The 26,055-nt window shown below is 58.1% G+C and carries 26 protein-coding genes; 8 read left to right on the top strand and 18 right to left on the bottom strand.

Translation table 11 applies throughout. The features are described from left to right. Positions 1-10 precede the first annotated feature (10 nt). On the top strand, positions 11-967 hold the full coding sequence (locus QEP11_RS07925; RefSeq protein WP_284336097.1) for a hypothetical protein: 957 nt from the start codon (positions 11-13) through the stop codon (positions 965-967). A 26-nt stretch (positions 968-993) separates the two neighbouring features. Here QEP11_RS07925 and QEP11_RS07930 read toward each other — a convergent pair whose 3' ends face one another. Further along, complete coding sequence (locus QEP11_RS07930) at positions 994-1,617, bottom strand: YrbL family protein (RefSeq protein ID WP_284336098.1); 624 nt, start codon at positions 1,615-1,617, stop codon at positions 994-996. Next, positions 1,614-2,891, bottom strand: a complete 1,278-nt coding sequence (locus tag QEP11_RS07935) for an O-antigen ligase family protein (RefSeq protein WP_284336099.1) — start codon at positions 2,889-2,891, stop codon at positions 1,614-1,616. The genes QEP11_RS07930 and QEP11_RS07935 overlap by 4 nt, the downstream gene beginning before the upstream one ends. Before the next feature lie 43 nt (positions 2,892-2,934). Between QEP11_RS07935 and QEP11_RS07940 the strand changes: the two genes are divergently transcribed. Continuing rightward, the gene (locus tag QEP11_RS07940; RefSeq protein ID WP_284336100.1) at positions 2,935-3,687 is read left to right on the top strand and encodes a glycosyltransferase family 25 protein; all 753 of its coding nucleotides are present in this window, start codon (positions 2,935-2,937) and stop codon (positions 3,685-3,687) included. Between the two features lie 16 nt (positions 3,688-3,703). Here QEP11_RS07940 and QEP11_RS07945 read toward each other — a convergent pair whose 3' ends face one another. From QEP11_RS07945 to alr, 4 genes are all read right to left on the bottom strand, one after another. After that, the gene (locus QEP11_RS07945) at positions 3,704-3,913 is read right to left on the bottom strand and encodes a zinc-finger domain-containing protein (protein WP_284336101.1); all 210 of its coding nucleotides are present in this window, start codon (positions 3,911-3,913) and stop codon (positions 3,704-3,706) included. Between the two features lie 114 nt (positions 3,914-4,027). After that, complete coding sequence (locus QEP11_RS07950) at positions 4,028-4,459, bottom strand: glycerate kinase (protein ID WP_284336102.1); 432 nt, start codon at positions 4,457-4,459, stop codon at positions 4,028-4,030. A gap of 60 nt (positions 4,460-4,519) precedes the next feature. Next, on the bottom strand, positions 4,520-5,905 hold the full coding sequence (gene radA, locus QEP11_RS07955; protein ID WP_284336103.1) for a DNA repair protein RadA: 1,386 nt from the start codon (positions 5,903-5,905) through the stop codon (positions 4,520-4,522). 152 nt (positions 5,906-6,057) lie between these two features. Beyond that, the gene (alr, locus tag QEP11_RS07960) at positions 6,058-7,173 is read right to left on the bottom strand and encodes an alanine racemase (RefSeq protein ID WP_284336104.1); all 1,116 of its coding nucleotides are present in this window, start codon (positions 7,171-7,173) and stop codon (positions 6,058-6,060) included. A 143-nt stretch (positions 7,174-7,316) separates the two neighbouring features. On the opposite strand from alr, the gene lplT reads away from it, so the two are divergent. Then, a complete protein-coding gene (gene lplT / locus QEP11_RS07965) occupies positions 7,317-8,606 on the top strand; it encodes a lysophospholipid transporter LplT (RefSeq protein WP_284336385.1) in 1,290 nt (429 codons plus the stop codon). A 58-nt stretch (positions 8,607-8,664) separates the two neighbouring features. Further along, complete coding sequence (locus QEP11_RS07970) at positions 8,665-9,546, top strand: DMT family transporter (protein ID WP_284336105.1); 882 nt, start codon at positions 8,665-8,667, stop codon at positions 9,544-9,546. A gap of 66 nt (positions 9,547-9,612) precedes the next feature. Here QEP11_RS07970 and QEP11_RS07975 read toward each other — a convergent pair whose 3' ends face one another. Then, a complete protein-coding gene (locus QEP11_RS07975; RefSeq protein ID WP_284336106.1) occupies positions 9,613-9,786 on the bottom strand; it encodes a hypothetical protein in 174 nt (57 codons plus the stop codon). Between the two features lie 148 nt (positions 9,787-9,934). Here QEP11_RS07975 and QEP11_RS07980 point away from each other — a divergent pair, with 148 nt between their 5' ends. Then, complete coding sequence (locus QEP11_RS07980; RefSeq protein WP_284336107.1) at positions 9,935-10,435, top strand: glutathione peroxidase; 501 nt, start codon at positions 9,935-9,937, stop codon at positions 10,433-10,435. Positions 10,436-10,474: 39 nt separating this feature from the next. Here the strand turns inward: QEP11_RS07980 and QEP11_RS07985 are convergent, their stop codons facing one another. The 6 genes from QEP11_RS07985 to QEP11_RS08010 all read right to left on the bottom strand — a co-directional run bounded on the left by QEP11_RS07985 (position 10,475) and on the right by QEP11_RS08010 (position 16,334). Beyond that, positions 10,475-11,215, bottom strand: coding sequence for a ProQ/FINO family protein (locus QEP11_RS07985; protein ID WP_284336108.1), 741 nt, complete (start codon positions 11,213-11,215; stop codon positions 10,475-10,477). 92 nt (positions 11,216-11,307) lie between these two features. Further along, a complete protein-coding gene (glcF, locus tag QEP11_RS07990) occupies positions 11,308-12,552 on the bottom strand; it encodes a glycolate oxidase subunit GlcF (RefSeq protein ID WP_284336109.1) in 1,245 nt (414 codons plus the stop codon). 16 nt (positions 12,553-12,568) lie between these two features. Further along, positions 12,569-13,339 carry a YoaK family protein gene (locus QEP11_RS07995; RefSeq protein ID WP_284336110.1) on the bottom strand — a complete coding sequence of 257 codons (771 nt, stop codon included), beginning with the start codon at positions 13,337-13,339 and terminating at the stop codon, positions 12,569-12,571. A 6-nt stretch (positions 13,340-13,345) separates the two neighbouring features. Then, positions 13,346-14,464: a glycolate oxidase subunit GlcE gene (gene glcE / locus QEP11_RS08000; protein ID WP_413788697.1), complete on the bottom strand. Its 1,119-nt coding sequence runs from the start codon at positions 14,462-14,464 to the stop codon at positions 13,346-13,348. Positions 14,465-14,625: 161 nt separating this feature from the next. Beyond that, entirely contained in the window at positions 14,626-15,969 is a 1,344-nt protein-coding gene (locus QEP11_RS08005; RefSeq protein ID WP_284336111.1) for an ammonium transporter, read from the bottom strand. Between the two features lie 26 nt (positions 15,970-15,995). Continuing rightward, positions 15,996-16,334, bottom strand: coding sequence for a P-II family nitrogen regulator (locus QEP11_RS08010; RefSeq protein WP_042411906.1), 339 nt, complete (start codon positions 16,332-16,334; stop codon positions 15,996-15,998). Positions 16,335-16,539: 205 nt separating this feature from the next. On the opposite strand from QEP11_RS08010, the gene QEP11_RS08015 reads away from it, so the two are divergent. Next, positions 16,540-18,078 (top strand): YifB family Mg chelatase-like AAA ATPase, encoded by a 1,539-nt coding sequence (locus QEP11_RS08015; RefSeq protein WP_284336112.1) that lies wholly within the window; start codon positions 16,540-16,542, stop codon positions 18,076-18,078. A gap of 217 nt (positions 18,079-18,295) precedes the next feature. Here QEP11_RS08015 and QEP11_RS08020 read toward each other — a convergent pair whose 3' ends face one another. The 5 genes from QEP11_RS08020 to QEP11_RS08040 form a co-directional block, all read right to left on the bottom strand. Next, positions 18,296-19,939, bottom strand: a complete 1,644-nt coding sequence (locus tag QEP11_RS08020) for a PepSY-associated TM helix domain-containing protein (RefSeq protein ID WP_284336113.1) — start codon at positions 19,937-19,939, stop codon at positions 18,296-18,298. Further along, positions 19,936-20,277 (bottom strand): hypothetical protein, encoded by a 342-nt coding sequence (locus tag QEP11_RS08025; protein WP_284336114.1) that lies wholly within the window; start codon positions 20,275-20,277, stop codon positions 19,936-19,938. Before QEP11_RS08025 ends, QEP11_RS08020 begins: the two co-directional genes overlap by 4 nt. Continuing rightward, positions 20,258-20,530, bottom strand: coding sequence for a hypothetical protein (locus QEP11_RS08030; RefSeq protein WP_284336115.1), 273 nt, complete (start codon positions 20,528-20,530; stop codon positions 20,258-20,260). The genes QEP11_RS08025 and QEP11_RS08030 overlap by 20 nt, the downstream gene beginning before the upstream one ends. Before the next feature lie 141 nt (positions 20,531-20,671). Further along, the gene (locus QEP11_RS08035; RefSeq protein WP_284336116.1) at positions 20,672-22,840 is read right to left on the bottom strand and encodes a TonB-dependent receptor; all 2,169 of its coding nucleotides are present in this window, start codon (positions 22,838-22,840) and stop codon (positions 20,672-20,674) included. Positions 22,841-23,225: 385 nt separating this feature from the next. Next, a complete protein-coding gene (locus QEP11_RS08040) occupies positions 23,226-24,113 on the bottom strand; it encodes a LysR family transcriptional regulator (RefSeq protein ID WP_284336117.1) in 888 nt (295 codons plus the stop codon). A gap of 98 nt (positions 24,114-24,211) precedes the next feature. On the opposite strand from QEP11_RS08040, the gene QEP11_RS08045 reads away from it, so the two are divergent. Both QEP11_RS08045 and QEP11_RS08050 read left to right on the top strand, forming a co-directional pair. Beyond that, entirely contained in the window at positions 24,212-25,408 is a 1,197-nt protein-coding gene (locus QEP11_RS08045; protein ID WP_284336118.1) for a YbfB/YjiJ family MFS transporter, read from the top strand. Positions 25,409-25,441: 33 nt separating this feature from the next. Then, positions 25,442-26,041 (top strand): glutathione S-transferase family protein, encoded by a 600-nt coding sequence (locus QEP11_RS08050; protein WP_284336119.1) that lies wholly within the window; start codon positions 25,442-25,444, stop codon positions 26,039-26,041. Positions 26,042-26,055: the final 14 nt, after the last annotated feature.

Consider the following 26,055-nt stretch of genomic DNA (forward strand, 5'->3'; position numbering starts at 1 on the left):
AGGACTTTCGATGCTCCACATCATTACCGACACACGCAACACGCTGGCAGGCTTCATCCTGCAAGGCCTGCGCCCAGAAGACCCAGTGAACATCATCGAGTTCCCCAAAGACAAGCGCACGCCATGGCAAAAAACGCTGCGTTATGTCGAGGCCAAATTTGGCATCATGGGCTCTGGCTGCTATCTGCCCACAATCACCAAGCAGCAGTTGCAACGCATCCAGCCCGAAGACAGCGTATTGATTTTTGACATCGACTACCACCGCGATCTGCTGATTCTCAAGCAGCACATACCACGCTGCAAAAAGCTCAGCCTCTTCCTCTGGAACCCGGTGCAAAACCATGATGCACCGAGCCAGAAAGCCTTGCGCAATATTCGCCTTCTGCGCAAAAACTTCGAGCATCTCTACACCTTCGACCCCGAAGATGCCAAGCAACACCAGTTGCAGTTCATCCCGCAGCCCTACCGTGACTTGAATGCATCTTCGCACCCTACGGTGGAAGATATCGACCTTTATTTCATCGGCTCAGACAAGGGCCGCTTGCAGCAGCTCATCCAGATCAAGCAAACCGCAGAGCGCCTGGGCTTGAACTGCCTGTTCCACATCACGCCCAGCAAACGCTACAGCTATACGGCCGAGCAAGAAAAGCATTTGACACGCCAACATCTGTCCTATGCCGAGAACATTGCCTTGGCACGTCGCTCCAAATGCCTGGTGGAAGTTGTCCAAGCCAATCAAACCGGGCCCACCATCCGAGCACTGGAAGCTGCTTTCCTGGGCAAAAAACTGATCACCAACCGCCAGCATGCAAAGAATGCTGCCACCTACACACCGCAGAGCGTGTGGATCACATCGCAGGTCACTGCCGAGGGACTGGAGAACTTTCTAGCCAGCCCTTGCTCCGCACACTCCGCAGAAGTACTGGCAACCCACGAAATCCGGAGCTGGGTAAAGAACTTCGAATAAAAAAAGGGCTGCGATGCAGCCCTTTTTCAATAGTGAATCCCCAGCTTCTGCTTGGTCCGCGCTTCCACCTTGCGTACATAACGGGCATTGATGCGCTGACTCATCGCGCGCAAGGGAATGAATAGCTTCTCACCCATGCCATCCACCAGCACAAATTCCGGAACGCCTCGTCGGCTTTCCGTATACATGATTCCAGCGGGGTTCACTTCTCCAAAAACAATATGCATCTCACAGCAGTCATTAAAAAACTGCTGCAATGCTTTGGCATGCTTTTGTGTAAAGCTGCCAGATTTACACAAATCACTGACAGTTTCTCCGCGCCCTGAAGGGGCTATGATCTTTTCCACCACCAGACCCAGCCCTTGGTCGGTGTGAACAAAACCATACGGCGTCTCCATGGGAAAGACAAAAATGTTTTTCTTATAGGAACTTTTACAAAGCTGCATGTACTGCAGAACTTCCCGGCGGAATTGCCGATAAATTCCCTGGAACATTTTCCTCTTGAGAAGTCCGTGTTTTGCGAAGCCTCCATCATCGCTGACATTCTCTGGATTCATCAGTTTGATAAGCTTGCTCTCATCCCCCGGGAATTGATAGACGTTTTTAGATGCACCCCGCCCAATCATTTCCAAGTCTTTAACAAAAATCATGGCTCAACTTTCAACTTATCGAAACGACATATTGCGTACAGCAAGCACATCATCAAGATAAAGAAATGATACTCTCTGGAGCTCCAGAGCGATACATTAAAAACACTGTTAATGGCCAGTACAGCGATGAAACCAGCCATCAAAGGCCTCATTTGTCTGTCACCCCATGCGGCCCAGAACAAAACACCCATCAACACCAGAAAACCAAGCAGCCCCAAAATACCCAGCTCTACCCAGAAAGACAGATACTGGTTGTGCGGGTGGCGATCACCCAGCTCGCACCATGCCTCTTCAGGCATTTTGTCACAGAACTTGATGCCGTAACTTCCCAGCCCCCAGCCCAGCAACGGGCGCTCCTGAATCAATTCCCAAGTGGTTGCCCACATCTGCCAACGACCGCCCGTACTCGTAACATCAGGAATCTCCCCTTGGGCTTTCTGCTCAAAAATCAGCTTTGTTTCCTGCACCGCAAGATCGATTCTCTGCATGGCCACATCGGAATTCAAAACAGCCACTGCCGTGATGCCACCAACCGCCAAGGCCCCCAGTGCCCCCCAATATTTGGGCAGCAAGAAAAACAAATACGCCATCAAGCCGCCAATCAGCATCAAATATCCGGTCCGTCCGGGAGACAGTGTTGTAACGGCCACGCAAGCTGCAAGAAAAATCAAAATACCAAAAATCTTCCTGGACTTATCTTTTGCATGAATACCAAAATGCAGGCACAGGACAGCAAAGAAGGACATCATGATATTTTGGGTTATATAGTCACCCACAACTGTATGATCCTTGAACCAGCCTTGATTGCTTGTTGCTGACCATGGTATCTCAAACCAGACATTGAGGTACGTGCAGAGCAAAAGAAAAAACATGGACAATGAAAATGCTGCAAGACATGCATGCCGTACAAATCTATAGCTGAGCAAAGCCAAGATTGGAATAACAAATAAAAACTTGGAATATTTATTAAAAGTTCTCCAAACCCCAGTATCCCAGTCAGCCGCACTGTAAGAAATACTCAAAACTGCCAATATAAACAGGAAAAGAAATATCCAGACCAAGGGCTCTTTGGAAAGCATTCCCCTAAACCTGAAAATAGTGCCACCTACCAATGCCAAAATAACTGCGAGCAGTATTCCTACATTACCTACACCCAGCGCAACAGGGAAACCCAGAAAACCAATAATCAAGAAAAAAGCGGCAAAGACATCTGCCTTTGATTGGCTTTTAAATTGACCATAGTCTTCAAATATTTTTTTGCTAAAATCAACCATATATCTTTTATAGATTACAAATTTTCCAATCTTCGACTTCCCAATGAGCAATCCATACCCGCTTCGCTATATCAATCTTGCGAAAGATACGGTACGCCATGACCGCATGGAAGCACAGCTGCAAAAAGCCCATGTCGACGGAGTACGTCTAGATGCGGTCTGGTGGAAAACCTTGGCCGATTCCGAACAAGCACAGTACTACTCCGAGGAAAAAAACCGGCAGCAGTACTACCAGGCTTTGGTGAATGGGGAAAAGGGCTGCTATGCCAGCCACATCTGCGCATGGCGAGCTTTGCTGGACAGTGATGCGCCGGGGATGATCGTGTTGGAAGATGACGTGACACTGCACACCGATTTCAGCACCGTGATCGACACCATTGCACGGCTGCCCGACAACTGGGACATGATCAAGCTCATGGGCCGCCCGGGCAAAGAGAAAGTTCTCAGCGCCAAGCCATTGGCGCAGGGCCATGATCTGATTCGCTACCGCCGTGTCCCCAGTTTCACGGCTGCGTATGTTATCAGCCGTGCAGGCGCGGAAAAAATGTTGCAAACACGCGTTCCTTTTGGTCGGCCGATCGACATCGACTTGCGATTCTGGTGGGAAAACGGGATGCGCATTTATGGCGTCTATCCCGCCATCGTTGAACTGGATGAGACCAGCCAAGACACCAGCATTGCTGGAAGATCCTCTCGCAAAAGCCTGGGAACCCGCTGGAAAAAACTGTGCATGAAGCTGGCTCTAAGCTGGGGCAACTGGCGCCACTTGCATGCGCACTCGCGCCCCGGTCAATGAGCGGAGCCTGCCCGTCTTAGTGTCCAACGGACACTGCTTCGCCAGCCTTGAGCTTGTACGTGGTGCCACAGTATGGGCACTTGCCCTCGCCATGGTGGGCCACATCGATGTAGACCTTGGGGTGGCTGTTCCACAGTTTCATATCGGCCTTGGGGCTGGGGCAGTAAACACCGCCTTGCTGGTTCAGGTCTTTGGCAGCCAGTTCGACGACGGCAGAAGTGCTCATGGTGGGTGTCTCTCTCACAGGTGGAAGCAGCCTGTACATGCAGGCTGCACAAACATTCAATCCGTCGTCCGCAGCAAATGCGGCCACAGACCACGTTAGCCTCTGATTTTAGGCTTATGCAGCGCCTGCGTCGCTGTCCGCAGCCACGGCCTCTGGTTTTGGAGGACGCTGCAGCGTCCATTTCACCAAACGCCCATTCACAAACTCACAGGTCACATGCGAGTTTGTGCCGTCGGTCCAACGATAAATCTCTGGATCCTGCCCCTCCTCTGACTGGCGAATGCCCAGCGACCGGGTCAAGGCCACCACATGCATCAGATTCACTTTGGGCTTGAGCTTGGCATTGAGCATGACTGCGCTGCCCACATAGCCCATGGGCCGCTGCGCAGCGCGACGCATCACCGTCATCAAGCGGGTGAAATGCAGCAGCAGCCACATCAAGATACCACCCGCGACAGCCGCCACGCCCTTCCAGCCCAACGAATCGTAGGCGACGTACAGCAGGATCGCCAGCCCCAGAGGAACAACAATATTGCGCATATTCATAGGCTGATTGTCTTATGGAGTGATGCAGATGCCCCTGCGGGCAGTGCGTATACCAGAGGGTTAATCCAGTCCGCGCACGATCTGCATGGCTTGATCCACGCGCTCCACTGCATGGATCTTGAGCCCAGCAATGGCCTTTTTCGGGATGTTGGCCTTGGGTACCACCGCCACGGTGAAGCCCAGCTTGGCAGCTTCCTTGAGTCTGTCCTGACCGCGCGGCGCAGGGCGCACCTCTCCAGCCAACCCCACTTCACCAAAAGCAAAAAAGCCTTTGGGCAATGGCTTCCCCCGCAGACTGGAGGTGATGGACAGCATCACTGCCAGGTCCGCAGCAGGCTCGTTGATGCGCACTCCGCCTACCGCATTGACAAAGACATCCTGGTCCGCACAGGCCACACCAGCATGGCGGTTGAGCACGGCCAGCAGCATCGCCAGGCGGTCTTTGTCCAAACCGACCGACAAGCGCCGTGGAGAAGGTCCAGAGCTGTCAACCAAGGCCTGAATCTCGACCAGCAATGGACGTGTTCCTTCCAGCGTCACCATCACGCAGCTGCCTGGCACTGGCTCGCTGTGCTGGCTCAAGAAAATGGCGCTGGGGTTGCTCACCCCTTTGAGGCCTTTCTCCGTCATGGCGAACACGCCAATTTCGTTGACCGCACCAAAGCGGTTCTTGATGGCGCGAATCAACCGATGCGGGCTGTGGGTATCCCCTTCGAAGTACAGCACCGTGTCCACCATGTGCTCCAGCACTCTGGGGCCAGCCAGCGCCCCTTCCTTGGTCACATGCCCCACCAGAATCACCGTCACACCGGTGCTTTTAGCCATGCGCGTCAAATGGGCCGCACATTCACGCACTTGAGCGACCGATCCGGGCGCGCTGGTGAGTTGGTCCGAATACATCGTCTGGATGGAGTCAATCACCACCACCGCGGGCTGCGTGGCCTCTACCGTGGCCAGAATTTTTTCCAACTGAATTTCGGCCAGCAAATTCACCTGGCTGCCATCAATGCCCAGGCGGCGCGAGCGCAGCGCCACTTGCGATCCGCTTTCTTCGCCGGTCACATACAAGGTGGGCAAGCCCGCACGGTGCAAGGCATCCATGGCTTGCAGCAGCAGCGTGGATTTGCCGATACCTGGGTCTCCGCCGATCAGCACCACACCGCCTTCCACCACCCCACCGCCCAGCACGCGGTCAAGCTCCTCAATCCCGCTGGGCGTGCGTGCCACGTCTTGCGCTTCGATGGCAGACAAGGGAGTCACCGGCTGCGCATTGGCCAAGCCCGCGTATCCCTGGGGTGCACTCAAGCGGTTTTTACCGCCTGACGCAGCCTCGGGCACGCTTTCAATCAGGCTGTTCCATGCGCCGCAGCTTGGGCATTTTCCCAACCAGCGCGGCGTGGTGCCGCCACAGGCATTGCAGGTGTAGATTGTTTTGTCTTTGGCCATGCTGCGACTATATCGGCGCTGGCATTGCAGCCAGCCAATGCCACGGGGATTTCACTAAAAGAGGAGCTGCTGATGCAATAACAGTCGAGGTTCTTCTACGCTTTCTGATGCTCGGAGCAATACACCGCTCGCACCCCTCTCTTGAAGAATGCTTACTTTTTAGGCACTGCCTCATCATTGACGACTGGCACTCGCTGAGCCACCGCGCACATCAACTCATAGCCAACGGTGCCTGCTGCTGCAGCGACTTCATCGATTGGCAGCACAACCCCTGTCTTGGGTGACTTGCCCCACAAAACCACTTCGCTGCCGAATCCTGCACCGGGCACGGGCGTCAGGTCCACGCACAGCATGTCCATGCTCACACGACCCAGCAACTGTGTACGCACACCATCCACCAGAACCGGTGTGCCAGAACCGCACAAGCGTGGATAACCATCTGCATAACCACATGACACCACGCCCACATGCATTGGATCCGTAGCTGTAAATGTAGAGCCATATCCCACGGTATCACCGGCCTGTATGCGCTGGGTGCCAATGATTTGCGCACTGAGCGTCATGGCTGGTTGCAGACCCCAATCCTGGATGGTGTGTGTTGGAAAGTCCGGCGAACTACCAAACAGCACGATACCTGGCCGCACCCAGTCACCACGCAACGCTTCGTCTGAGCCTTGTAACAAGGAAGCAGCGCTGTTGCATAGCGTACGCTCACCCTGCAAGTCTGCCGTGGCTCTTTCAAATACCACTTGCTGGTGCTGCGTCCCGCGCGGCCCATCCGCGTCGCTGAAGTGGGTGATGAAAGAGATTTCATCCACCTGCGGCAAAGCGTTCAAACGCGCATAAGCAGCGCGGTAGCGCTCTGGCGTGAAGCCCAGCCGGTTCATGCCGCTGTTCATTTTCAGGAATACCCGATGCGGCAACTGCGTCTTGTGGGCAGCCAACCAGTCAATCTGCGCATCACAGTGCACGGTATGCCACAGTCCAAGGCGCGAACACATTTCCAGATCGCGCGCCTCAAACACCCCCTCAATCAACAAGATGGGGCCACGCCAGTCCATGGCCCTCAGACGTTGCGCCTCGGAAATTTCCAGCACCGCAAAACCATCGGTGGCACGCAAGCCTTCAAAGGCATGCTCCAGCCCGTGGCCATAGGCATTGGCCTTCACCATGCTCATCAGCTTGGCATCAGGTGCCGCCTTGCGCACACGCTCTAGGTTATGACGAATTGCTTGAGGATGAATGGTGGCAAGAATGGGGCGCGGCATGACAATGCAAAATTAGGCGAGAACAAACATCGTCCATTCTGGCACTTGTGGCTAAGCCCTGCGTGATATAACCGCCAGTCGTTTGCCACCGGGACAACCTTTCCGTGCGCTTGCCCCTGTGGGCAGGGGCACGCCAGCATTTCATGAAGCGCGGTTTCTATACCATCATGTCAGCGCAGTTTTTTAGCTCGCTGGCCGATAACGCCCTGTTCGTAGCAGCTGTTGAGCTGTTGCGCACCGGCGGAGCCCCAGAGTGGCAAAGTGCCGCCCTGGTCCCTATGTTCGCGCTGTTCTACGTCGTGCTGGCACCATTTGTAGGTGCTTTTGCCGATGCCCTTCCAAAAGGGCGCGTGATGTTCATCAGCAATGCCATCAAGGTGGTGGGCTGCTTGCTCATGCTGTTTGGCCACCACCCCTTGCTCGCTTATGCGGTCGTGGGCCTGGGCGCAGCCGCCTACTCTCCGGCGAAATACGGCATCCTGACAGAGCTGCTACCTGCCTCCCAGCTTGTGAAGGCCAACGGCTGGATCGAGGGGCTGACCATCACCTCCATCATCTTGGGTGTGCTGCTTGGCGGCCAGCTGGTTGGCCCTGTGATTTCATCGCACCTCCTGGCGCTGGGCATACCTGGCGTCGAGACTGCCGCTGAATCGGCCATTGGCGTACTGGTATTTGTGTATGCAATTGCCGCTGTCTTCAATCTGCGCATTCCACGCACCAACGCGGCGCTGGTGCCTCTGCGTCAGGACCACTCCAAAGGGCTTGCTGCCAACACGCTGGCCCTGCTCCCCGACTTCTGGGATTGCAACCGTCGGTTGTGGAGCGACAAGCTGGGACAAATTTCGCTGTCCACCACCACCTTGTTCTGGGGTGTATCCGGCAATCTGCGCTACATCGTACTGGCCTGGGCCGCAGTAGCGCTGGGCTATGGCACCACCCATGCGTCTGCACTGGTGGGCGTGGTAGCCATTGGCACCGCTGCTGGCGCCGTACTGGCTTCCGTGCGCATGAGCCTGCAGCACGCTACACGTGTCATACCCATGGGCATTGCCATGGGCTTGCTGGTGATCTGCATGAACTTTATCAACCACCTCTGGGTGGCTGTGCCGTTCCTGATTGTCCTGGGCGGTTTGGGCGGTTATCTGGTGGTTCCCATGAATGCCTTGCTGCAGCATCGTGGTCACAACCTCATGGGCGCTGGGCGCTCCATTGCGGTACAGAATTTCAATGAGCAAGCCTGTATCCTGGGGCTGGGTGCGCTGTACAGCCTGTCCACCATGTGGGGGCTGTCTGCCTATGGCGCCATTACTGGTTTCGGCCTGATCGTGGCATTCACCATGTGGATGATCCGACGCTGGTATCTGTACAACTGCCGCAACCATGGCGGCGAAGTGCGGCGCCTGCTCAATATTGCACGTAAAGACCATCACTGATCTCCCCTCTACCCCCAGCATCCGGCGCAGTCTCCCCTGCGCCGGAGCTTTTTTTGACATGCCTGCTTCGCTGCCCTATCTATGCCTTCTTTTCAACGCCATGGTCTGGGGACTGGCGTGGTGGCCCTTTCAGACCATGTATGCCCACGGACTGGTCGCGCCCTGGGCTACCAGCATGATTTACGGTTTGCTCACAGTACTGACCGTGCTGTGGTCACGCGGCACCCTGCAAGCTTTCTTCCAGAACCGCGTACTGTGGCTGCTGGCGTTATCGTCAGGACTGACGAATGTGTCCTTCAACATGGCCGCATCCACCGGTGATGTGGTGCGCGTCATCTTGCTGTTCTATCTCATGCCCGCCTGGACTGTACTGCTGGCCTGGCGATTTCTGGGTGAACGGCCCACAGGCGCTGGGCTGCTGCGTTTGGTCCTGGCCTTCAGCGGAATGGCCTTGGTGATCTGGCCCCAAGGCAGCACCCTGGAGCGCCTGACCGCTGGTATCGGATTGCCCGAGTACCTGGCTTTGTTTGGGGGCTTCTGTTTTGCCTGCACCAATGTCATATTGCGCCGCAGCTTCCACGCCCCCAGCATGGCGCGCGTGCTGGCCATGTTCATGGGTTGCGTGACCGTGGGTCTGCTCACCGCCAGCCTTGGACAAGTCATGGACTACTTTCCCCGCATTCCTGCGCCTGATGCCATCTGGATCGCCTGCCTGCTGGGCATGGCAGTCCTTGTGGCAATTGGTTCCTGGGCGCTGCAATACGGCGCAGCTCGTGTACCGACCAGTACCACATCACTGATCATGCTCTCCGAGGTACTGTTTGCCAGCGGGTCTGCCTGGTTGCTGGGCGCTACAGAACTCACGCCACGCATGCTGCTGGGTGGCGTACTGATCGTTGGCGGCGCCTTGCTGGCGGTGCTTCAAGGCAACAAACGCTAGGCCATTTCGGGGCTAAGAGAAAAGATCCGACCTTTTGTAGCCCGAATTTTGGCAAACGTGCAAAAGTCACTGCTTCGGCGTAGCAGCCGCTGTATCTGACAATGGTGTCGTAACGGCTGCAGGCTCTGGTGCCTGATGACGCATGTATGCACCATATCCAATGCCTGCACCCAGCACCAATACGGCCAGCACCAGTGTGGTGGTGGCATTCTCTAAAAGTGACAAAAGACCTCGGTTCATTGTCTACCGCCTTCCTTGTTGCTCTCACACAAGATGCTAAATATTTAACGCAGATAGGCAAGCCATTCGGATACAGCCATGATGGTGACTGTGTTGCACGCGCAATGCTGGCAAGATAGTGATTCTCTTTTTCGGCTGGAAATCCACCATGCGCAGCTTGTACGATTTTTCTGCGACCCACATTGATGGGTACACACAAGCACTCGAGACCTACCGTGGCAAAGTGGTGCTGGTGGTCAACACTGCAAGCGAGTGCGGCTTCACGCCACAACTCCAAGGCTTGCAACAACTACACCAGCAGTATGCAGATCAAGGGCTGGTGGTCCTCGGATTCCCCTGCAATCAGTTCGGCCATCAAGACAAAGGCAGCAATGCGCAGATTGCTGATTTTTGCCAGCGCAACTATGGGGTGCAGTTCCCCATGATGGCCAAGGTCGATGTCAACGGCGCACAGGCACATCCGCTGTTTGTCTGGCTCAAGGCTCAAGCTCCAGGCCTGCTGGGCACCCAGATGATCAAATGGAACTTCACCAAGTTTTTGGTGGGCCGTGAAGGGCAGGTGCTGCGGCGCTACGCTCCCAAGGTCACACCCAGTGAGTTGGTGCACGACATTGAAAAAGCGCTGCAAGCATCGGCACCCTGCGCATGAAAAAGGGCCTGGAGGCCCTTTTTTGAATGCTGCCAGCGCTTAGGCTGTTTGATTGGCTTGGAGCTGTTTGGCGCGGTGTAGCTGACGCATCACCGTATGGGCATTCATGCCGTACATGTCTGCAAATGCACGCACATCGCCAGATCCACTGGCCACATAGGCACGTTCCACTGCCTCGGCCTTTGCATCCTGCTCGGCCACTTCGGTCAGTGCCGCATCCAGCAGCGCCTGTGTCGCTTCATCGCGCACCTGCACCACTTCCAGATAGGCTTCGCGGCGCATGCCCGAGGCCATGAAAGCAATCGCCATGCGGCGGCGCAGCTTGGCTTGCAGGTCTTCGCCATCACGCGGTTTCTTACGCTTGAACACCTCCACCAAAGCGTGGAACACGTGTTCAGGGGCCATCGCTTCAACAACGTTACCCTGCAGATCATGGCGGGCAGCACCGGAGGCGACTGCGTTCAGATAGCGCGTCGAGCGTGTGTGAATGGACAACGCAACCTTCAGACCTGCCTTGTCCAGCGCATCGCCATGGGCAGCCAGCAGGTCTTGAAAAATACCGCGCTTGAGCGGCAGCACCGTTTCACCAAACAGCACCGGGTGCAACTGTGCCAGCTGCGCAAGCACTGGGTGCACTTCGCGCGCAGGACGTGCTGCAGGCTTGCCCGATTGTTCAGCGCGACCACGCCCGCCACGGTGGCTGGGGCGACGCTCCGTACGCACAGATTCAGCTGCGGCAGGTGCCGCGTTTTCAACAGGGGTGGACACAGGTTCAGTCATGGGCTTGAGGCCAGTACAAGAAAAATCAAAGCCGCGATGATGCCAGCAATGTGCGCACTGTGTGCAGCAAGCCCCCTATGCCTGCATCGGGCTTATCCCTGCAATGCCTCATCCAGCACTTCCACCCAATGGCGCACGGGAACGCTGGAGCCGCTTTGCAAGTGTGCAATACAGCCAATATTGGCAGAAAGAATGGTGGTGGCCTGTGGTTCGGCCTCATCCAGTGCTTTCAGCTTGCGATCACGCAAGGTTTTCGACAATACAGGCTGCAACACCGAATACGTGCCCGCCGAGCCACAGCACAAATGCGATTCAGTGCGCGAGGTACGCAATTGGAAGCCCAGCCGTTGCAGATTGGCCTCAACCACACCTTTGAGCTTTTGCGCATGCTGCAAGGTGCAAGGTGGGTGATAGGCCATGGGTTGCTGCGTCACTTGCACCTTGCCTTGGAGCTTGTCAGCCAGCTCGGGCAACATGGCAGGCAGCAGCTCGCTCACGTCCTGGGTCAAGGCGCTGATACGTGCTGCCTTGTCTGCATACGCGGGCTCATGGCGCAGGATATGCCCCCAATCTTTGAGCATGGCGCCGCAACCGGAGGCATTGCTGACAATCGCCTCGACTTCACCGGCCTCGACCGCAGGCCACCATGCATCGATATTGGCACGCATCTGGGCTTTGCCGCCATCATGGTCGTTGAGATGGTACTTCACCGCACCACAGCACTGGCTGCTTTTCACAACCACGCTTTGTATGCCCACCGCATCCAGCACTCGCGCCGTGGCGTAATTGATGTTGGGCAACATGGCCGGTTGCACGCATCCCAGATGCAGCAGCACTTTGCGGGCATGCTGGCGTGTGGGCCAGACGCCATGCTCGCTCCTGGCTGGCACCTTGGCACGAATGCTTTCTGGCAGCAGGCTGCGCACGGATTGCCCCAGTTTCATGGCTGGGGAAAAAAGCGGTGAACTCAGCCCTTCTTTGAGCGCCCAGCGCTGCACGCGCTCGCCCAGGGGTCGCTGCACCTTCTCGTCCACCACCTTGCGGCCAATATCCACCAGATGACCATATTGCACGCCGCTGGGGCATGTGCTCTCACAATTGCGACAGGTCAGGCAGCGATCCAGGTGTTCCTGCGTCGCACGTGTGGGGGCATGCCCTTCCAGCACCTGCTTGATCAGATAAATGCGCCCCCGCGGACCATCCAGCTCATCGCCTAATGTCTGGTAAGTGGGACATGTGGCCGTGCAAAATCCACAGTGCACACATTTGCGCAAGATGGCTTCCGCTTCCTGCCCTGCGAGCGTGCCCTGATACTCGGGTGCCAAATTAGTTTGCATGGGGTTTGTCTCTTTTTTAGTAATCTGAATCCGAGGGGTTCCAGAATTTCTGCCAATGCCGCATGTCCGCCCATAGCGGCGGCAAGGACACAGCCATCAACAGCAAGGCCAGTGGTATGACGCAGACAAAGCCCCAGCGTTGAAAGCCCGAAGCGCCTGCGACACCGCCCAACAAGAACATAGCCAACAGGCCCGCAAACAGCCGTACCCGCGACCAGTTGCTCTGTACGCGCTGCTCGGCATGGATGCCTGCATGGTTCCAGTACAGCATCTTGCCCAGCTCAATACCCAGATCGGTCACTACCCCAGTCATATGAGTAGTGCGGATTGTTGCCTGCGACATCTTGGTCAGCGTGGCGTTTTGTACGCCCATGGTGAAAGACAGGAGAAGCACTGTCAGCGGCACCGCAAAAAAAGTGGTCCAGCGCGTGGTCACCGCACCCACCAGCCCGAATATCAGCACCAACAGCGCCACCAGCAACAGCGGCAAGGCATAGGTGCTGCGCAAATGCATGTGGCGCGCCCAATTCACCAAAATTGCCGAGACCGCAGCGCCTGCCATAAAGGCCAGCAAGGCGCCCAGCGCGGCCAGCACCTGCGCGGTCTGCCCCAACACCAGGCTGTCGGCGAGCATGGACATAAAGCCCGTCATGTGCGAGGTATAGAGCTGCAGCACCAAAAAACCACCCGCATTGATGGCCCCGGCATTGAAAGCCATCAGATACCCCAACGCACGATTGGTAGAACCTGTGCGGTGGGAATCCGTGAGATGGCGCAGTCTGCGCATGCCGCTTTAAGCCGTTGTCCGGCCAGGATTCCAAATACCTGCCGGATCAAAAGCCTGCTTGAGCTGGTTTTGGATGCGCAGCATGGCTGGCAACTGCATATCAAAAAGGGGAGCGCCGCTTATCTGATCTGCGCGCTCAGCGCGCCACAATACCGCGCTGCCGCCCACTTGCTGGGCCAGGGCCTTCAGCTGGTGCTCCATGGCTCTCGGAGCCTGCACCCAACGCACACCGCCGTGCCACTCCACCAGAGGCGCCTGCACACCGGCAGGCAACGTCAGCGCCGGTGTGGTTTGTGGCACCGACAAACGCCACAGGCAATGCTCTGCCGAGCGCCCAGCAAACCAGGGCAGGGTCTGCTCACCACATGCTCGCCAGTCTGCTGCGGCAAGCATGCTGTCCATGCGCTCTCCACCCATGGTTTGGCACGCAGCTTCCACGGCAGCCACCGCACCACGCAAACGCACATACAAGGTGCCCGCACCAGCGTCTTCCACCCAGCAACTGGCATTCAGCGGCAAAGGCTGCGCGCCCCATTGATTCAATTGCTGCAAGGCCTGGTCCTGGCTCACTGCGCTAAACCGTAATGTCGCTTCTGCCGGGGCCACTGGCAGCACCTTGAGACTGACTTCGGTGATCAGGCCCAGCGTGCCCCAGCTGCCCGCCATCAGGCGCGAAACGTCGTAACCTGCCACGTTTTTCATCACCGTGCCACCAAAACGCAGCAGTTCCGCTTTACCGTTGATCATTTCAATCCCCAGCACAAAATCGCGCACAGCACCAACGCTGGCACGTGCTGGCCCGCTCCAGCCGGCGGCCACCATGCCACCCACTGTAGCGACATCGCCCTCAGCGCCTGCAAAGTGTGGAGGCTCAAAAGCCAGGCACTGCCCCTGGGCCGCCAGTGCGGCTTCCAGCTCCACCAGCAGGGTCCCTGCGCGCACCGTCACCACGAGCTCACTGGGCTCATAGCTCACAATCCCGCTCAGGCTGCGGGTGTCCAGAACCTCGCCTTGCAACTGCAAGGCATGAAAGTCTTTGCTGCCCCCACCTCGAATGCGTAGTGGAGTTGGGTCAGCAAGGGCAGCGCGTACACGCTCGTGCGTCTGATGAAGGGCAGTATCCATAAAGCGCAATCGTAGCCGCGCTACAGCTTTTTTGCCTGTCACAGCTGCGTGAATTTTTTGAATGCTTCCCGTGAAGTGTGCCGCTGTGCGCATAAAAAAACCGCCCCGTGGGGCGGTTGAGACAAACCACTCAGGCAACGCAAGCCGCCTGATCGCTCTGCTTAGCGGTTGTAGGCAGACTCACCGTGCGAGGTGATGTCCAGACCTTCGCGCTCAGCATCTTCAGCCACACGCAGACCCACCAGGATATCTGCGATCTTGAAGCAGATGAAGGAGACCACGCCACACCACACGATGGTGACGATCACGCTCTTGAACTGTACCCACACTTGGTGTGCCATGTTGAAGCCTTCTGGCTCCACGCCACCCAGACCCGCTGCGCAGAAGACGCCCGTCAAGATGGCCCCCAGGATACCGCCCACACCGTGCACACCGAACACATCGCACACATCGTCCACCTTCAGCATACGCTTCAGGCCAGACACACCCCACAGGCACAGAGGGCCAGCAATCAGACCCATCACGATGGAGCCCATGGGGCCCACAAAACCCGCAGCAGGAGTGATAGTCACCAGACCGGCCACCGCGCCGGAGGCAGCACCCAGCATGGAAGCCTTCCCCTTGTGCATGCTTTCTGCCACGATCCAGGCCACCGCTGCAGCGCCCGTTGCCAAAATGGTGTTGATGAAAGCCAGGCCCGCGGTACCGTTGGCTGCACCTGCAGAGCCTGCGTTGAAGCCAAACCAGCCCACCCACAGTAGCGACGCACCCACCATGGTCAAGGTCAGGCTGTGCGGAGGCAGCGCTTCCTTGCCGAATCCAATGCGCTTGCCCACCATGTAGGCGCCCACCAGGCCTGCCACAGCGGCGTTGATGTGCACCACAGTGCCGCCTGCAAAGTCCAGCGCGCCATCTTCAGCCAGCAGGCCACCGCCCCAGACCATATGCGCCATGGGGATGTAGCTGAAGGTGAACCACAGCACGGAGAAGATCATCACGGCAGAGAACTTGATGCGCTCGGCAAAAGCACCCACGATCAGCGCAACAGTGATGGCCGCAAAGGTGGACTGGAAGGCCGCGAACACATACTCGGGGATGGTGCTCAGCGCCGAGGAAATAGTGTCCGGCGTGATACCAGCCAGGAACAGTTTGCTGAAGTTGCCATAGAACTTGCCTTCACCGCCGAAAGTCAGCGAAAAACCGTAGATGGCCCACAGCACGGTAATCAGCGAGAAGATGGTGAACACCTGCGCCAGCACGGACAGCATGTTCTTGGAGCGCACCAAACCGCCATAGAACAGAGCCAGGCCAGGAATGATCATCAGGATCACCAGCATGGTGGAGGTCAGCATCCAGGCTGTATCACCAGAATCAAGTGCTGGCGCCGCCTCCACAGCGGCTTCAGCCACCGCAGCTACAGCAGGCGCAGCCTCTTGAGCGAAAGCACCGGTCGCAGCGGCCATCAGGCCCAGCCCCAGTGAGATTGCAGGAAGCGATTTTTTCATGTCAGTCTCTTGCGTAATGGGTTGCGTTACAGGGCTTCCTTGCCGGTTTCACCGGTGCGGATGCGCACGACCTGCTCCAAGTCGTAAACAAAAATCTTGCCGTCCCCGATCTTTCCGGTACGCGCAGCGCCTTCAATGGCCTCGATGACCTGCTCCAGCACGGCATCATCCACGGCGGCTTCCAGCTTCACCTTGGGCAGGAAGTCCACGACATACTCCGCCCCTCTATACAGCTCTGTATGTCCTTTTTGACGACCGAAGCCCTTTACTTCAGTCACTGTGATGCCCTGTACGCCAAGCTGCGAGAGGGCTTCACGCACCTCGTCGAGCTTGAAGGGCTTGATGATGGCTGACACCATTTTCATGAGACGGTCCTCCGGAAAGCTGGAAGTTGTAAAAACTGTTGTGACAAGCCCTTTAAGCATGGAGCGTGCCAACCAGCGGCCTTGAAGCGCAGAACATCCCACCTCACCATTGTTTCAAAACAAAACAATGCAACAGCACCAAATTGGTGCAAACCAAAGCCGGATTTGCTGCTTTTTTACGCACCTTTTTAGGGAGAAAAACTGTATGAGCCTGGCTTGCGTGCAAAGTCGTGCACTTTTGGGACTGCAAGCACTGTCTGTCACCGTTGAGGTGCACTTGGCCAACGGCCTGCCCAGTTTCTCTCTGGTGGGGTTGGCGGAGGTAGAAGTCAAAGAAGCCCGCGAGAGGGTGCGCTGCGCCATTGCCAACAGCGGTCTGGAATTTCCCAGCAACAAGCGCATCACCGTCAACCTTGCTCCCGCAGACCTGCCCAAGGATTCCGGCAGATTCGACTTACCGATTGCGTTAGGCATCCTGGCAGCCAGCAAGCAAATTGACGCTGCACGCCTGCAAGGCTGGGAATTTGCGGGCGAACTTTCGCTCTCTGGTGATCTGCGTGCGGTACGTGGTGCCCTGGCCACCAGCTTGGCATTGCACCTGCAGGGCGAACTCGCCCGCCTGGTGCTGCCCATGGACAGCGCCGCAGAAGCGGCCTGCGCGCCTCAAGCCGAGGTTTATGGCGCCACGCACCTGCTGGATGTGGTGGCCCAGTTCCTGCCTGCGCAGGCGCAAAGTGATGCACTCCCGTCCTCTGGTTGGCAGCACTTGCAAGCGCCTGCCGTCGCGCCCCCCGCGGCAGGGCCGGACATGCTCGACGTCAAAGGGCAGGCTCCTGCCAAACGCGCCCTGGAAATAGCTGCAGCGGGGCAGCATGGCGTGTTGATGGTTGGCCCTCCTGGCTCTGGAAAATCCATGCTGGCCCAGCGCTTTGCGGGCTTGCTGCCACCGATGAGCACACAGGAAGCTGTGGAAAGTGCTGCAATTGCCAGTGTCTGCGGTCGCTTCAAACCCGAGGAGTGGGGCCTGCGCCGCACGGCCAATCCGCATCACACGGCCAGCGCCGTGGCCTTGGTCGGCGGTGGCTCACCCCCAAAACCCGGTGAGATTTCCTACGCCCACCACGGCACACTGTTTCTTGACGAGTTTCCTGAATTCTCGCGCAGCGCTCTGGAGGCGCTTCGAGAGCCCCTGGAGACCGGTCGCATCACCATTGCCCGTGCATCGCATAGCACGGAGTTTCCAGCACGCTTTCAACTGATCGCGGCCATGAACCCCTGCCCTTGCGGCTTTTGGGGCAGCACCCAGCGCACCTGTCGCTGCACCCCCGATCAGGTGGCTCGCTACCAAAGCAAGCTCAGCGGCCCCTTGCTCGATCGCATTGATCTCCATGTGGAAGTGACGCACATTCCTGCGCACGATCTGCTGAGCAAGCACCAGGATGAACCCACTTCAGTCATTCGAGACCGCGTCACACTGGCGCGCCAACGTGCACTGTCGCGCCAAGGATGCAGCAACCAGATGCTGCAAGGCGATGCCCTGGCTCAGCATCTGCACCTGGAAGACGGTGCCGCGCAGCTGTTGCGCAAAGCCGCAGACCGGCTGGGCTGGAGTAGCCGTGCCACTCACCGTGCGTTGCGCGTGGCACGCACCATCGCCGACCTGGCCGCCAGCTCCACGATTGGCAACGCACACATTGCCGAGGCCATGCAATACCGGCGTGCACTGCTGCACACCGCGGCTTAAGCACGGCCAGCACCGCCTCCATGCTGGTGAGTCATCCTCCCCTGCTGACTGACAAGCTTGGCTCTCCCGTTCGCAATGACTGTCTCAAAGGCAAGATGCCCGCGTTTCGCAGGCATCATGGGGGCATGAGGCAAAACAGTGCGGCCACAAGCTTGTATGGTGGCTATCAAGCTTGGAATGGTTTTATGCACTCCAATGCAATAGTTGCCTGAACTGATTAAGTCGGGGCTTTGCTTGTTCCATCCGTTGCACCCGCCTGCGATGTTTTGGCCGACCACACGCTGTCAGCCGGACCACTGCGCACCCGGCGGGCCGTGGCCCGAGCCATCCAAACCAATGCCAACGTGCCCGTGATGGCGGTGGCATCAACCCCTAGCCATGATGCGCTCATCCATGCACCGGTATCAGGCATAGCCCAGCCTAGCAACGATGACAGCGGAATCACTGCTGTGCAGACGGCGGCAGTCCACAGCAAATGCACCGAAGCTCTGGCCCCACCGCGTGCGAATGCCCAACCGATGCAAGCAAAGAATGCGACGTAGTAGATGCCCATATGCCAAGCCGCCAGGTCATCAACCCGGCCAGGCAGCCATTTGGCTGCAGCCATGGTCAGCGAGATGCCCGATACGCAGCCCAGGCACACGCCGACGCTGGCTGCCGCCATCAGGTACGTATCACGCCGCTGCGTCGGCAGCGCCGCACCCTTGCGCTGAGCCTTGCGCCGTGTTTCCACCCACAGCAGATTGCCACTGTAAAACAGCCAGGCACCGGCCAGTCCAAGCAAGAAATACATCCATCCCACCACCCAGCCACCAAACGACGCCATGTGCAACGCAAAGAAGCTGCTGATGATCAAATTGGGGGTGGTTTGCCCGCCAGACAAATAATCTTTGGACAACAACTCCCCGGTGTAGGGATCCAACATGGCAAAGCCGCCGACAGCGCGTGGTGAGATGCCTTCGGGATGGTGACCCCATACGCGCACCGTGGGCTTGGGACCAGTGACCTGGGCATATTGCAGGCGATTGGGAACAAAACCGGGAGAGGCGTCGCGGGCCAGCTGTACGAGCCGCGAAGGTGGCAGCATTCGGGCAGGGTCATTCACCACCGCAGAGGACTTGCCACCTGGGGGCCGGGCAGCGGTTTGCGACCAGCGACCTTCATAGAGGAACTGGTCTTGTACTTCGAAAATCTGGTCATGAAAAGCAAACACGACAGCGCTCAAAGCCATGACAAGGTGAAACGGCAGGCTGACGATGCCTACAACGTTGTGCGCATCCAGCCACATACGCTTGAGATTGCGGCCCACGCGCATTGCAAAAAAATCTTTGACCAGCGATGGCAATAACACGATCACCCCCGACACCAGCGCCACGAAATACAGCGCAGAGATCACGCCCATGAACCAGCGGTTGGCATCGGAGTCGAACGGCAAGCCCACGACGCGGTGGAGTGTGTCAATCAACTCCACCAGTCTGGCTGGTGGCTGCTCATTCACCTGCAGCGTGCCATCGCTGGCCAGCTCGGCGCGGTAGTGGCGCACTGCGCTTTCGTCGTGGTCACCGGCCTTGGGGTCGCGCACCTGCCATTCCACTCGCGGCACGGCGCTGTCGCCCTCCAGGTGCACCACCGCGCCACGTGCAGCGGCCGGAGTGCTGGCCATGGCGCGTGCAATCAAGGGCTGGACTGCGTCCATGGGCACCACTTGCACCATGGCGGCCGGCGGTGTCACCCAATGGCGAATGGGCTCCTTGAACACCGTCAGAGCCCCAGCATAGAACGCAATGAACAAGGCCATGCCGCTAAGGATGCCCGTCCAGGTATGCACGGATTTGTAGATGCGGATGTAGTCTGCTCTCATGTCAGGCTCCCTGCTTTCAACCAGCACCAAACACTCAGGGCCAGGACATTGATGCCACCCAACCACAACCAGGCACGCAAACCTGTCTCAAACAGGTACACCAGGGACTGCACCAACAGCCAGACCGGAGGTACCAGCCACATGACGAGCTGACTGCTGACGGGCAACGGCATGCCGTGCAGCAGTGCCGCCAGGATGCCGCTGACAATCAGCGACAAGCTCAGCCCCAGCACTGTCCCTGCCAAAGTTTTGGTCAACCAGGCTGGTTGTATCGGCTTGAGTTTTACGGTGGCGCGCAAGGAAGGGCCGCCCTCAGGGTCAATGTGAACGTCGGCCATGAACCCACACTCCAACATAGGGAAGGACGGCCAGCACCAGCATCACCGCAGTCAGAGTGACCAAGCTGGCAGTCAGGCGGTGCAATCCACTACTGAACCCCAGCCACCCTGCAAGCAAGAGCGCTCCGCTACCCCCTCGCGCGACAAGGGCAGGCCAAGGAGAGGCGAACATTTTTTGGTGCGGCGATGCGGCATAGATGCACATACAGGCCGCAGTAGTGAGGGCCAGGCCCAGGAAGATGGAGAAAGGCATGGTGAACAAGGCACAAACAAAGTCAGGGTAACGGAGCGCTACGCAATACGGTGCAGAGCGCTCCGATGGATCAAATCCATGATGGCCGGGCGATCCATGCAATGGAGCTGCATGCACCGCCCGATTGAGCTATGGCGCTCTTTAGAAAGACACCGTGGCTGACACACGGAAGGTGCGAGGCGCACCAGGCATGGCAAAACCATCGGTGAACATCCCGATCCAGTACTTCTTGTCGGTCACGTTTTCCACGCTGGCATTGAGACGCACAGGGGTGACGCCCAACTTGGTCTCGTACTTGGCCATCAGGTCCAGGCGGTTCCAGGAAGGGGCACGCAGCTTGTTGCCCGAATCCACCCACTGCTTGCCGGTGTGCAATATGCGGCCACCCACTGTCAGCCCTTGCAGGGGGGTCGCCCAATCAAGTCCAACACGGGCACGCAACTTGGGCACTCCGAAGTTCTCCAATCCAGTGTTGACCTGACGCGACTTGATGTATTCCACACCACCCAGAAGCGTCCATGTTGGAGACAACCGGCCAAATGCGCTCCACTCCAGACCAGTCAAGCGCTGTTCGCCATCCAAAACCTGGAAGTTGCTGCTGTTGGTGATGACCGAAGGTTTTTCGATGCGGAACGTGCTCAACGTGTGAGTGGTATCTCCGGCCTCGATCTTCACGCCCAGCTCCGCCTGCTTGGTTTGCATCGGTTTCAGTGTTTCGCCACTGTTTGCATAGCCGACGGCAACGGTACGCCCCGGCTCCAACCCTTCGGTATAGTTGGCAAACAAAGAGACGTTGTCCCCCCACGGGCGCACGACCAAGCCAACCATCGGGGAGAGGCGGCTCTCACTGTAGCTGGAGGCCGCCCCATTGGTCCGCGGTGTTTTCACCGTCTGGTGACGGGCACCCACGGTGAGCAGCACCTTGTCCTCAGCAAAGCTCATAACGTCAGCCAGAGCCAGTGAGCGGAATTCATTCTCGGTGGTATATCCCTTCCACTGCGGCGCATTAGGGAAGGTCGGCGTGGTGGGGCTGTACATATTGGTCGTGTAGCAGTAGTTGCACGCCGTGTTGTATGTGCCTTCCTTGTGCTTGAGGATGTTGAACGACAGCTGCAAGCGGTGCTGCACGTCTCCAGTGGCGAACTTGCCGATCATGCCGGCCTCTGCCGTGCGCCGTTTCGACTGCGTATGCACGTTGTAAATGGCACCCCGGGTGGTTCCATCGGCCTGAGTCACGATGGCTCGGGTACCAAACAGCAGGCCCTTGCCTTCGGCTTCCGAGCCTCCGACTGCGAAGTAACCTTGCAGCTCGCTCGTAAAGTCAAACTCCGCGCGGGCCAGCAGGCCGCTGTTGTCGTATTCACCGTGGGTGCCACGGAACATGTTCACGTCGCCGCTGGGTGGTGCCAGCAGGCGGCCAACGCCCTTGACAGCACGGTTTCCTGTAAAGCTGAACATGCCGGGGCTGCCATTGTCGATCTTGGTAATGCTGTTGTAGACGTCTAGCGAAAAACGTGCGCGGTCGCCCAGATAGTCCAGGCCCAGAGCTGCAACGCGGCGCTTCTGGTTTTCAGCATCAGCGCCCATGTCTCCCGAGCCATAGACGCCGTTAAAGCGCAGGCCCAAGCGTTGCTCGGGACCAAAGCGCTTGCCCACGTCAGCATGCATCTGCAAGTAGGAGTCGGACACATAAGTGGCCGTCAGATCGGCCACTGGCTGAGCCAGAGCGCGTTTGGTAACCATGTTGACAGAGCCTGCCACGCTGGCCAACGGAGGCATGCCCGACAGCAATACATTGGGGCCACGCATCACTTCCACGCGCTCGAACATCTCGATGGGTACCGAATTGGCTGGTGCAATGCCGTACAGACCATTGGTGGCGATGTCCATGGCCGTCACATCCAGACCGCGCAAATTGAAGTTCTGTAGCAGGTGTCCCTTGTTGGTGGTGAAGACAACGGCAGCGTCATTTTCCAGCACATCCTGCAGCGACAAAGCAGACCAGTCCTCGGCCAGCTCTCGGGTGTAGGCATTGACGTGTACCGGAGCGTCCTTGATGGACGTGGCACCCAGGATACCCAGCCGCGCGCCCTTGGCAGCCTTGCGACCTGGGGCCAGCCCGGACAGGTCTTCACGCTCGTATTTGTCGCGCACATGGACCTGAGGCAACTGCGGCGTCGCATTGAGTGCTGCGGAGTCCGCCTCTGCGACTGGCTGCGCCTGTGCATGTACTGTGGTGATAACGCTGCTTGCCAGCAATGCGAGGACAAGAGTGTTGAGCTGTAGGGGTGCGTGCGGTGAGCTTGGCATCTAAGTTAACCCAGAAATTAAAGAGCAATAGGAATCATTCTCAATTCTATTGCTTTTTTATTTACAGCTTGTTCACATTTCTTTACGTTATCTTTACAAGCTAGTGAACTGAGCCGCGCTAGTGCACAAGTTTCATTGATCAAGCACTTGATCGACGCAGCGTTGACATCTGCAGCTGTAATCGCATCACGCTTGCCGGTCAACGCGCGCTGCCACGTCAGGAGGAAGCAACCGCGCCTCATCTCGCAGCTTGGGGACTCATACACCTCCCAGAAAACCGAAGGTTTACGGCCAAGATGTGACACGAAGCCGCAGGCAGCCCGCAAATACGACAAAACGATGCAGCCACGTATCAGGTGCAGTATTCGCGGCTCTAAGAACGTGTTTACGATCTCTGAGCCGCCACTCCCAGCTTGCCCGCCAACGCATGCAACTGGGGCGACCACCCTGCCTTCTCAGGCGCCACCAGCCAGGTATCGACCAGAGCAATCTGGCTGCGCAGAGGTTCTGGCAATACCAGGGTATGAACGCCAAAACGCGCTTGCTGTATGCGCATCAGAGCCAGCGGCATCAGTGCGAACCCCATGCCGGCCGCCACGCAGCCCAGAATGGCGTCCAGCGAGCCCATCTCCATGATCCGAGCGCCCGTAATGCCCTGGCTGGCCAGCAACAGCTCAATGCGCTGGCGATAACTGCAGCTTTGCCGAAACGCCAGAAACGGTGTGCCCAGCAAAACCTGCGGCGTGGGCAGAGCCTCCAAAGGCCTGGGGCTGACCAATACCAGTTCTTCCTGAAACACCGCTCGCGCCCACCAGCGAGGGTGCGGTGGCTGCCCCGCAACCAGCGCGCAGTCCAGCGCCCCGCGCTGCAACTCATCCACCAGCCAGCCCGAAGGCCCTGTACGCAACTGCAGATCAATGTGCGGGTGGTCTTTGTACAACTGGGCCAACACTGGCGGCAAGCGCAGAGCCGCTGTGCTCTCCATGGCACCGATGCGCAAGCTGCCTGCCGGCGGCCGCTTACCTGCAAAGAGTGCGCAGGTCTCGTCGTGGGTTTGCAGCAAGCGCTGAGCATGCGGCAACAAGGTATGCCCCGCAGGCGTCAGACGCACCGGTGTGCTGCTGCGCTCCATCAGTTGCACCTGCAACTCGTCTTCGAGTTTTTTGATGTGTGCCGTTACATTGGACTGCACGGTATGCAGTCGCTGCGCGGCAGCACCGAAGCTGCCTGTGCTGCACACGGCATCAAACATGCGTAGAGATTTGAGTTGCATGGCGCTTTATCACAAATACAGATCACAGGATTCATTTTGAATCATTGGACATGATTGCAGCAATCCCCTAACCTGCTACCACGACTTCAAGGTGCGATGTGATCCGACGCTCTGAACTACCGCTTTTCCTCACCGGCTTCCTGGCTACGCTCAGCGGCGTGGGACTGGCCCGCTTTGCCTACACCGCGCTGATGCCCCAGATGGTGCTCGCGGGCTGGTTCAGCGGTGAGCAGGTCGCCTATCTGGGCGCAGCCAATCTGCTGGGTTATTTGATTGGCGCTTTGGCCGCAGCGCCTTTGGCCGAGCGTCTGGGCGCTGTGCGCGTGCTGGTGCTGTGCTGGCTGGCGGTAGCGCTGAGCTTTGCTGGCTGCAGCTTTGCCCAGCCCATGCCCGTGTTCTTTTTCTGGCGCTTGCTGTCGGGCGTGGCCGGTGCCGCCTTGATGGTGCTGGGCCCCTCTGTGGCCATGGCCACCACACCACTGGAGCGCAGGGCGGCGCTGGGGCCGCTGATGTTCTCTGGAATTGGCGTGGGTGCCCTGCTGTCTGCCACCTTGGTGCCATCGCTGGCCCGGCAAAGCCTGGGCGCCATCTGGTGGGGACTGACGGCAGTATGCATGCTGGCGTTGGTGTGGGGATGGCACAGTGCACACCGCTTGCCCGCTGCGGTGCCGGTTTCCGTGGCACCCGGCACCGCTTCGGCCACGGCTTCCCTGCCCGCTGCCCTTTGGAACTTGCCTGTCGTGCTGGTGTTTGCCGCCTACATCACCGACGGCTTTGGCTTTGTGCCGCATACCGTGTTCTGGGTGGACTATCTGGCACGTGAGCTCAATCACGGCCCCGCCTATGCTTCCACCCAATGGGCCTTTTTTGGTCTGGGCGCCGTGGCGGGGCCGCTGTGCGCCGCCCTGTGTGCCACACGCTGGGGCTGGTGGCGAACCACCACTGGTGCTTACGCGCTCAAAGCGGTAGCGATTGCGCTGCCGCTGTTCACCGTGGGCTTTGCCAGCCATGCTGTCTCGGGCTTTATCGTGGGTGCGCTGTCGCCGGGCATGGCGGCCATTACTTCGGGTTATCTGATGCAACTGATCGGCCCCGCACAGCACAAACGCATGTGGGGCTATGCCACCGCAGGCTTTGCCTTGCTGCAAGCCACTGCGGGCTACCTCATGGCCTCCATCTATGCCAGCACGGGCAGCTATCGCAGTCTGTTCATCTGGGGTTGCAGCGCTTTGGCGCTGGGCACCCTGTTTGTCTTTTTCTCCAAATCCAAGCCACTTGCTGCCCCCCTGCACTAAGCACGCAAAGCAGCATCTTCGAGCCCCTTCACCATGCAACTTTTTTTGAATGCCACTTCCCCCTTTGCCCGCGTGGTTCGAGTGATCACGCTGGAAAAAGGCTTGGTCGACCGCGTAAACCTGGTCTGGACTGATCCGTGGAGCAACGACCCTGCGCTTCTGGCCCAGCATCCCCAGGCACGTATTCCCGTGCTGGTCACCGAAGAGGGCTCGGCAATCGCTGAATCCTTGCTGATTGCGCAGTACCTGGACCACATCGGTAGCGGCGCACGGCTGGTTCCCCCTGAGCAAATGGCAGCGGTACTGGCACATACAAGCGTGGCCTATGGCCTGATGGAAGCTACATTTCAGGTGGTGATTGCACGCAAATACGAGGGTGAGACGGCCGACAACAGTGTGCTGGGACAGCGACGCCTGGCCGCCATCGCACGTGCCTTGCAGACACTGGAAGACACTCCGCCCCAGCCGCTTGGCACCCGCATCACCCTGGCACAGATCATGGCGGCTGTGGCCATTGAATACCTGCTGTTTCGCCTGCCTGCGCTGTGCCCCGTCGCACGCTATCCGCAATTGCATGCATGGTTGCAACCCTTGCGCCAGCGCCCCAGCATTGCAAGCACATGTTTCGAATAGGCAAACACGCCACA

Origin of the sequence: Comamonas halotolerans (genome assembly GCF_030162935.1) — a bacterium.
Lineage (GTDB): Bacteria > Pseudomonadota > Gammaproteobacteria > Burkholderiales > Burkholderiaceae_C > Comamonas > Comamonas halotolerans.

Coding starts and splice junctions, on each gene's coding strand:
- glcE (WP_413788697.1), bottom strand. CDS start 14,464: ATGGATACTGCCCTTCATCAGACGCACGAGCGTGTACGCGCTGCCCTT.
- QEP11_RS08020 (WP_284336113.1), bottom strand. CDS start 19,939: ATGAGAGCAGACTACATCCGCATCTACAAATCCGTGCATACCTGGACG.
- QEP11_RS08050 (WP_284336119.1), top strand. CDS start 25,442: ATGCAACTTTTTTTGAATGCCACTTCCCCCTTTGCCCGCGTGGTTCGA.
- glcF (WP_284336109.1), bottom strand. CDS start 12,552: ATGCAAACTAATTTGGCACCCGAGTATCAGGGCACGCTCGCAGGGCAG.
- QEP11_RS08010 (WP_042411906.1), bottom strand. CDS start 16,334: ATGAAAATGGTGTCAGCCATCATCAAGCCCTTCAAGCTCGACGAGGTG.
- QEP11_RS08040 (WP_284336117.1), bottom strand. CDS start 24,113: ATGCAACTCAAATCTCTACGCATGTTTGATGCCGTGTGCAGCACAGGC.
- QEP11_RS08035 (WP_284336116.1), bottom strand. CDS start 22,840: ATGCCAAGCTCACCGCACGCACCCCTACAGCTCAACACTCTTGTCCTC.
- QEP11_RS07935 (WP_284336099.1), bottom strand. CDS start 2,891: ATGGTTGATTTTAGCAAAAAAATATTTGAAGACTATGGTCAATTTAAA.
- QEP11_RS08030 (WP_284336115.1), bottom strand. CDS start 20,530: ATGCCTTTCTCCATCTTCCTGGGCCTGGCCCTCACTACTGCGGCCTGT.
- QEP11_RS07975 (WP_284336106.1), bottom strand. CDS start 9,786: ATGAACCGAGGTCTTTTGTCACTTTTAGAGAATGCCACCACCACACTG.
- QEP11_RS08005 (WP_284336111.1), bottom strand. CDS start 15,969: ATGAAAAAATCGCTTCCTGCAATCTCACTGGGGCTGGGCCTGATGGCC.
- QEP11_RS08015 (WP_284336112.1), top strand. CDS start 16,540: ATGAGCCTGGCTTGCGTGCAAAGTCGTGCACTTTTGGGACTGCAAGCA.
- lplT (WP_284336385.1), top strand. CDS start 7,317: ATGAAGCGCGGTTTCTATACCATCATGTCAGCGCAGTTTTTTAGCTCG.
- QEP11_RS07930 (WP_284336098.1), bottom strand. CDS start 1,617: ATGATTTTTGTTAAAGACTTGGAAATGATTGGGCGGGGTGCATCTAAA.
- QEP11_RS07940 (WP_284336100.1), top strand. CDS start 2,935: ATGAGCAATCCATACCCGCTTCGCTATATCAATCTTGCGAAAGATACG.
- QEP11_RS07945 (WP_284336101.1), bottom strand. CDS start 3,913: ATGAGCACTTCTGCCGTCGTCGAACTGGCTGCCAAAGACCTGAACCAG.
- QEP11_RS07925 (WP_284336097.1), top strand. CDS start 11: ATGCTCCACATCATTACCGACACACGCAACACGCTGGCAGGCTTCATC.
- QEP11_RS07995 (WP_284336110.1), bottom strand. CDS start 13,339: ATGCGCAGACTGCGCCATCTCACGGATTCCCACCGCACAGGTTCTACC.
- QEP11_RS07985 (WP_284336108.1), bottom strand. CDS start 11,215: ATGACTGAACCTGTGTCCACCCCTGTTGAAAACGCGGCACCTGCCGCA.
- QEP11_RS07950 (WP_284336102.1), bottom strand. CDS start 4,459: ATGAATATGCGCAATATTGTTGTTCCTCTGGGGCTGGCGATCCTGCTG.
- QEP11_RS07970 (WP_284336105.1), top strand. CDS start 8,665: ATGCCTGCTTCGCTGCCCTATCTATGCCTTCTTTTCAACGCCATGGTC.
- QEP11_RS08025 (WP_284336114.1), bottom strand. CDS start 20,277: ATGGCCGACGTTCACATTGACCCTGAGGGCGGCCCTTCCTTGCGCGCC.
- alr (WP_284336104.1), bottom strand. CDS start 7,173: ATGCCGCGCCCCATTCTTGCCACCATTCATCCTCAAGCAATTCGTCAT.
- radA (WP_284336103.1), bottom strand. CDS start 5,905: ATGGCCAAAGACAAAACAATCTACACCTGCAATGCCTGTGGCGGCACC.
- QEP11_RS07980 (WP_284336107.1), top strand. CDS start 9,935: ATGCGCAGCTTGTACGATTTTTCTGCGACCCACATTGATGGGTACACA.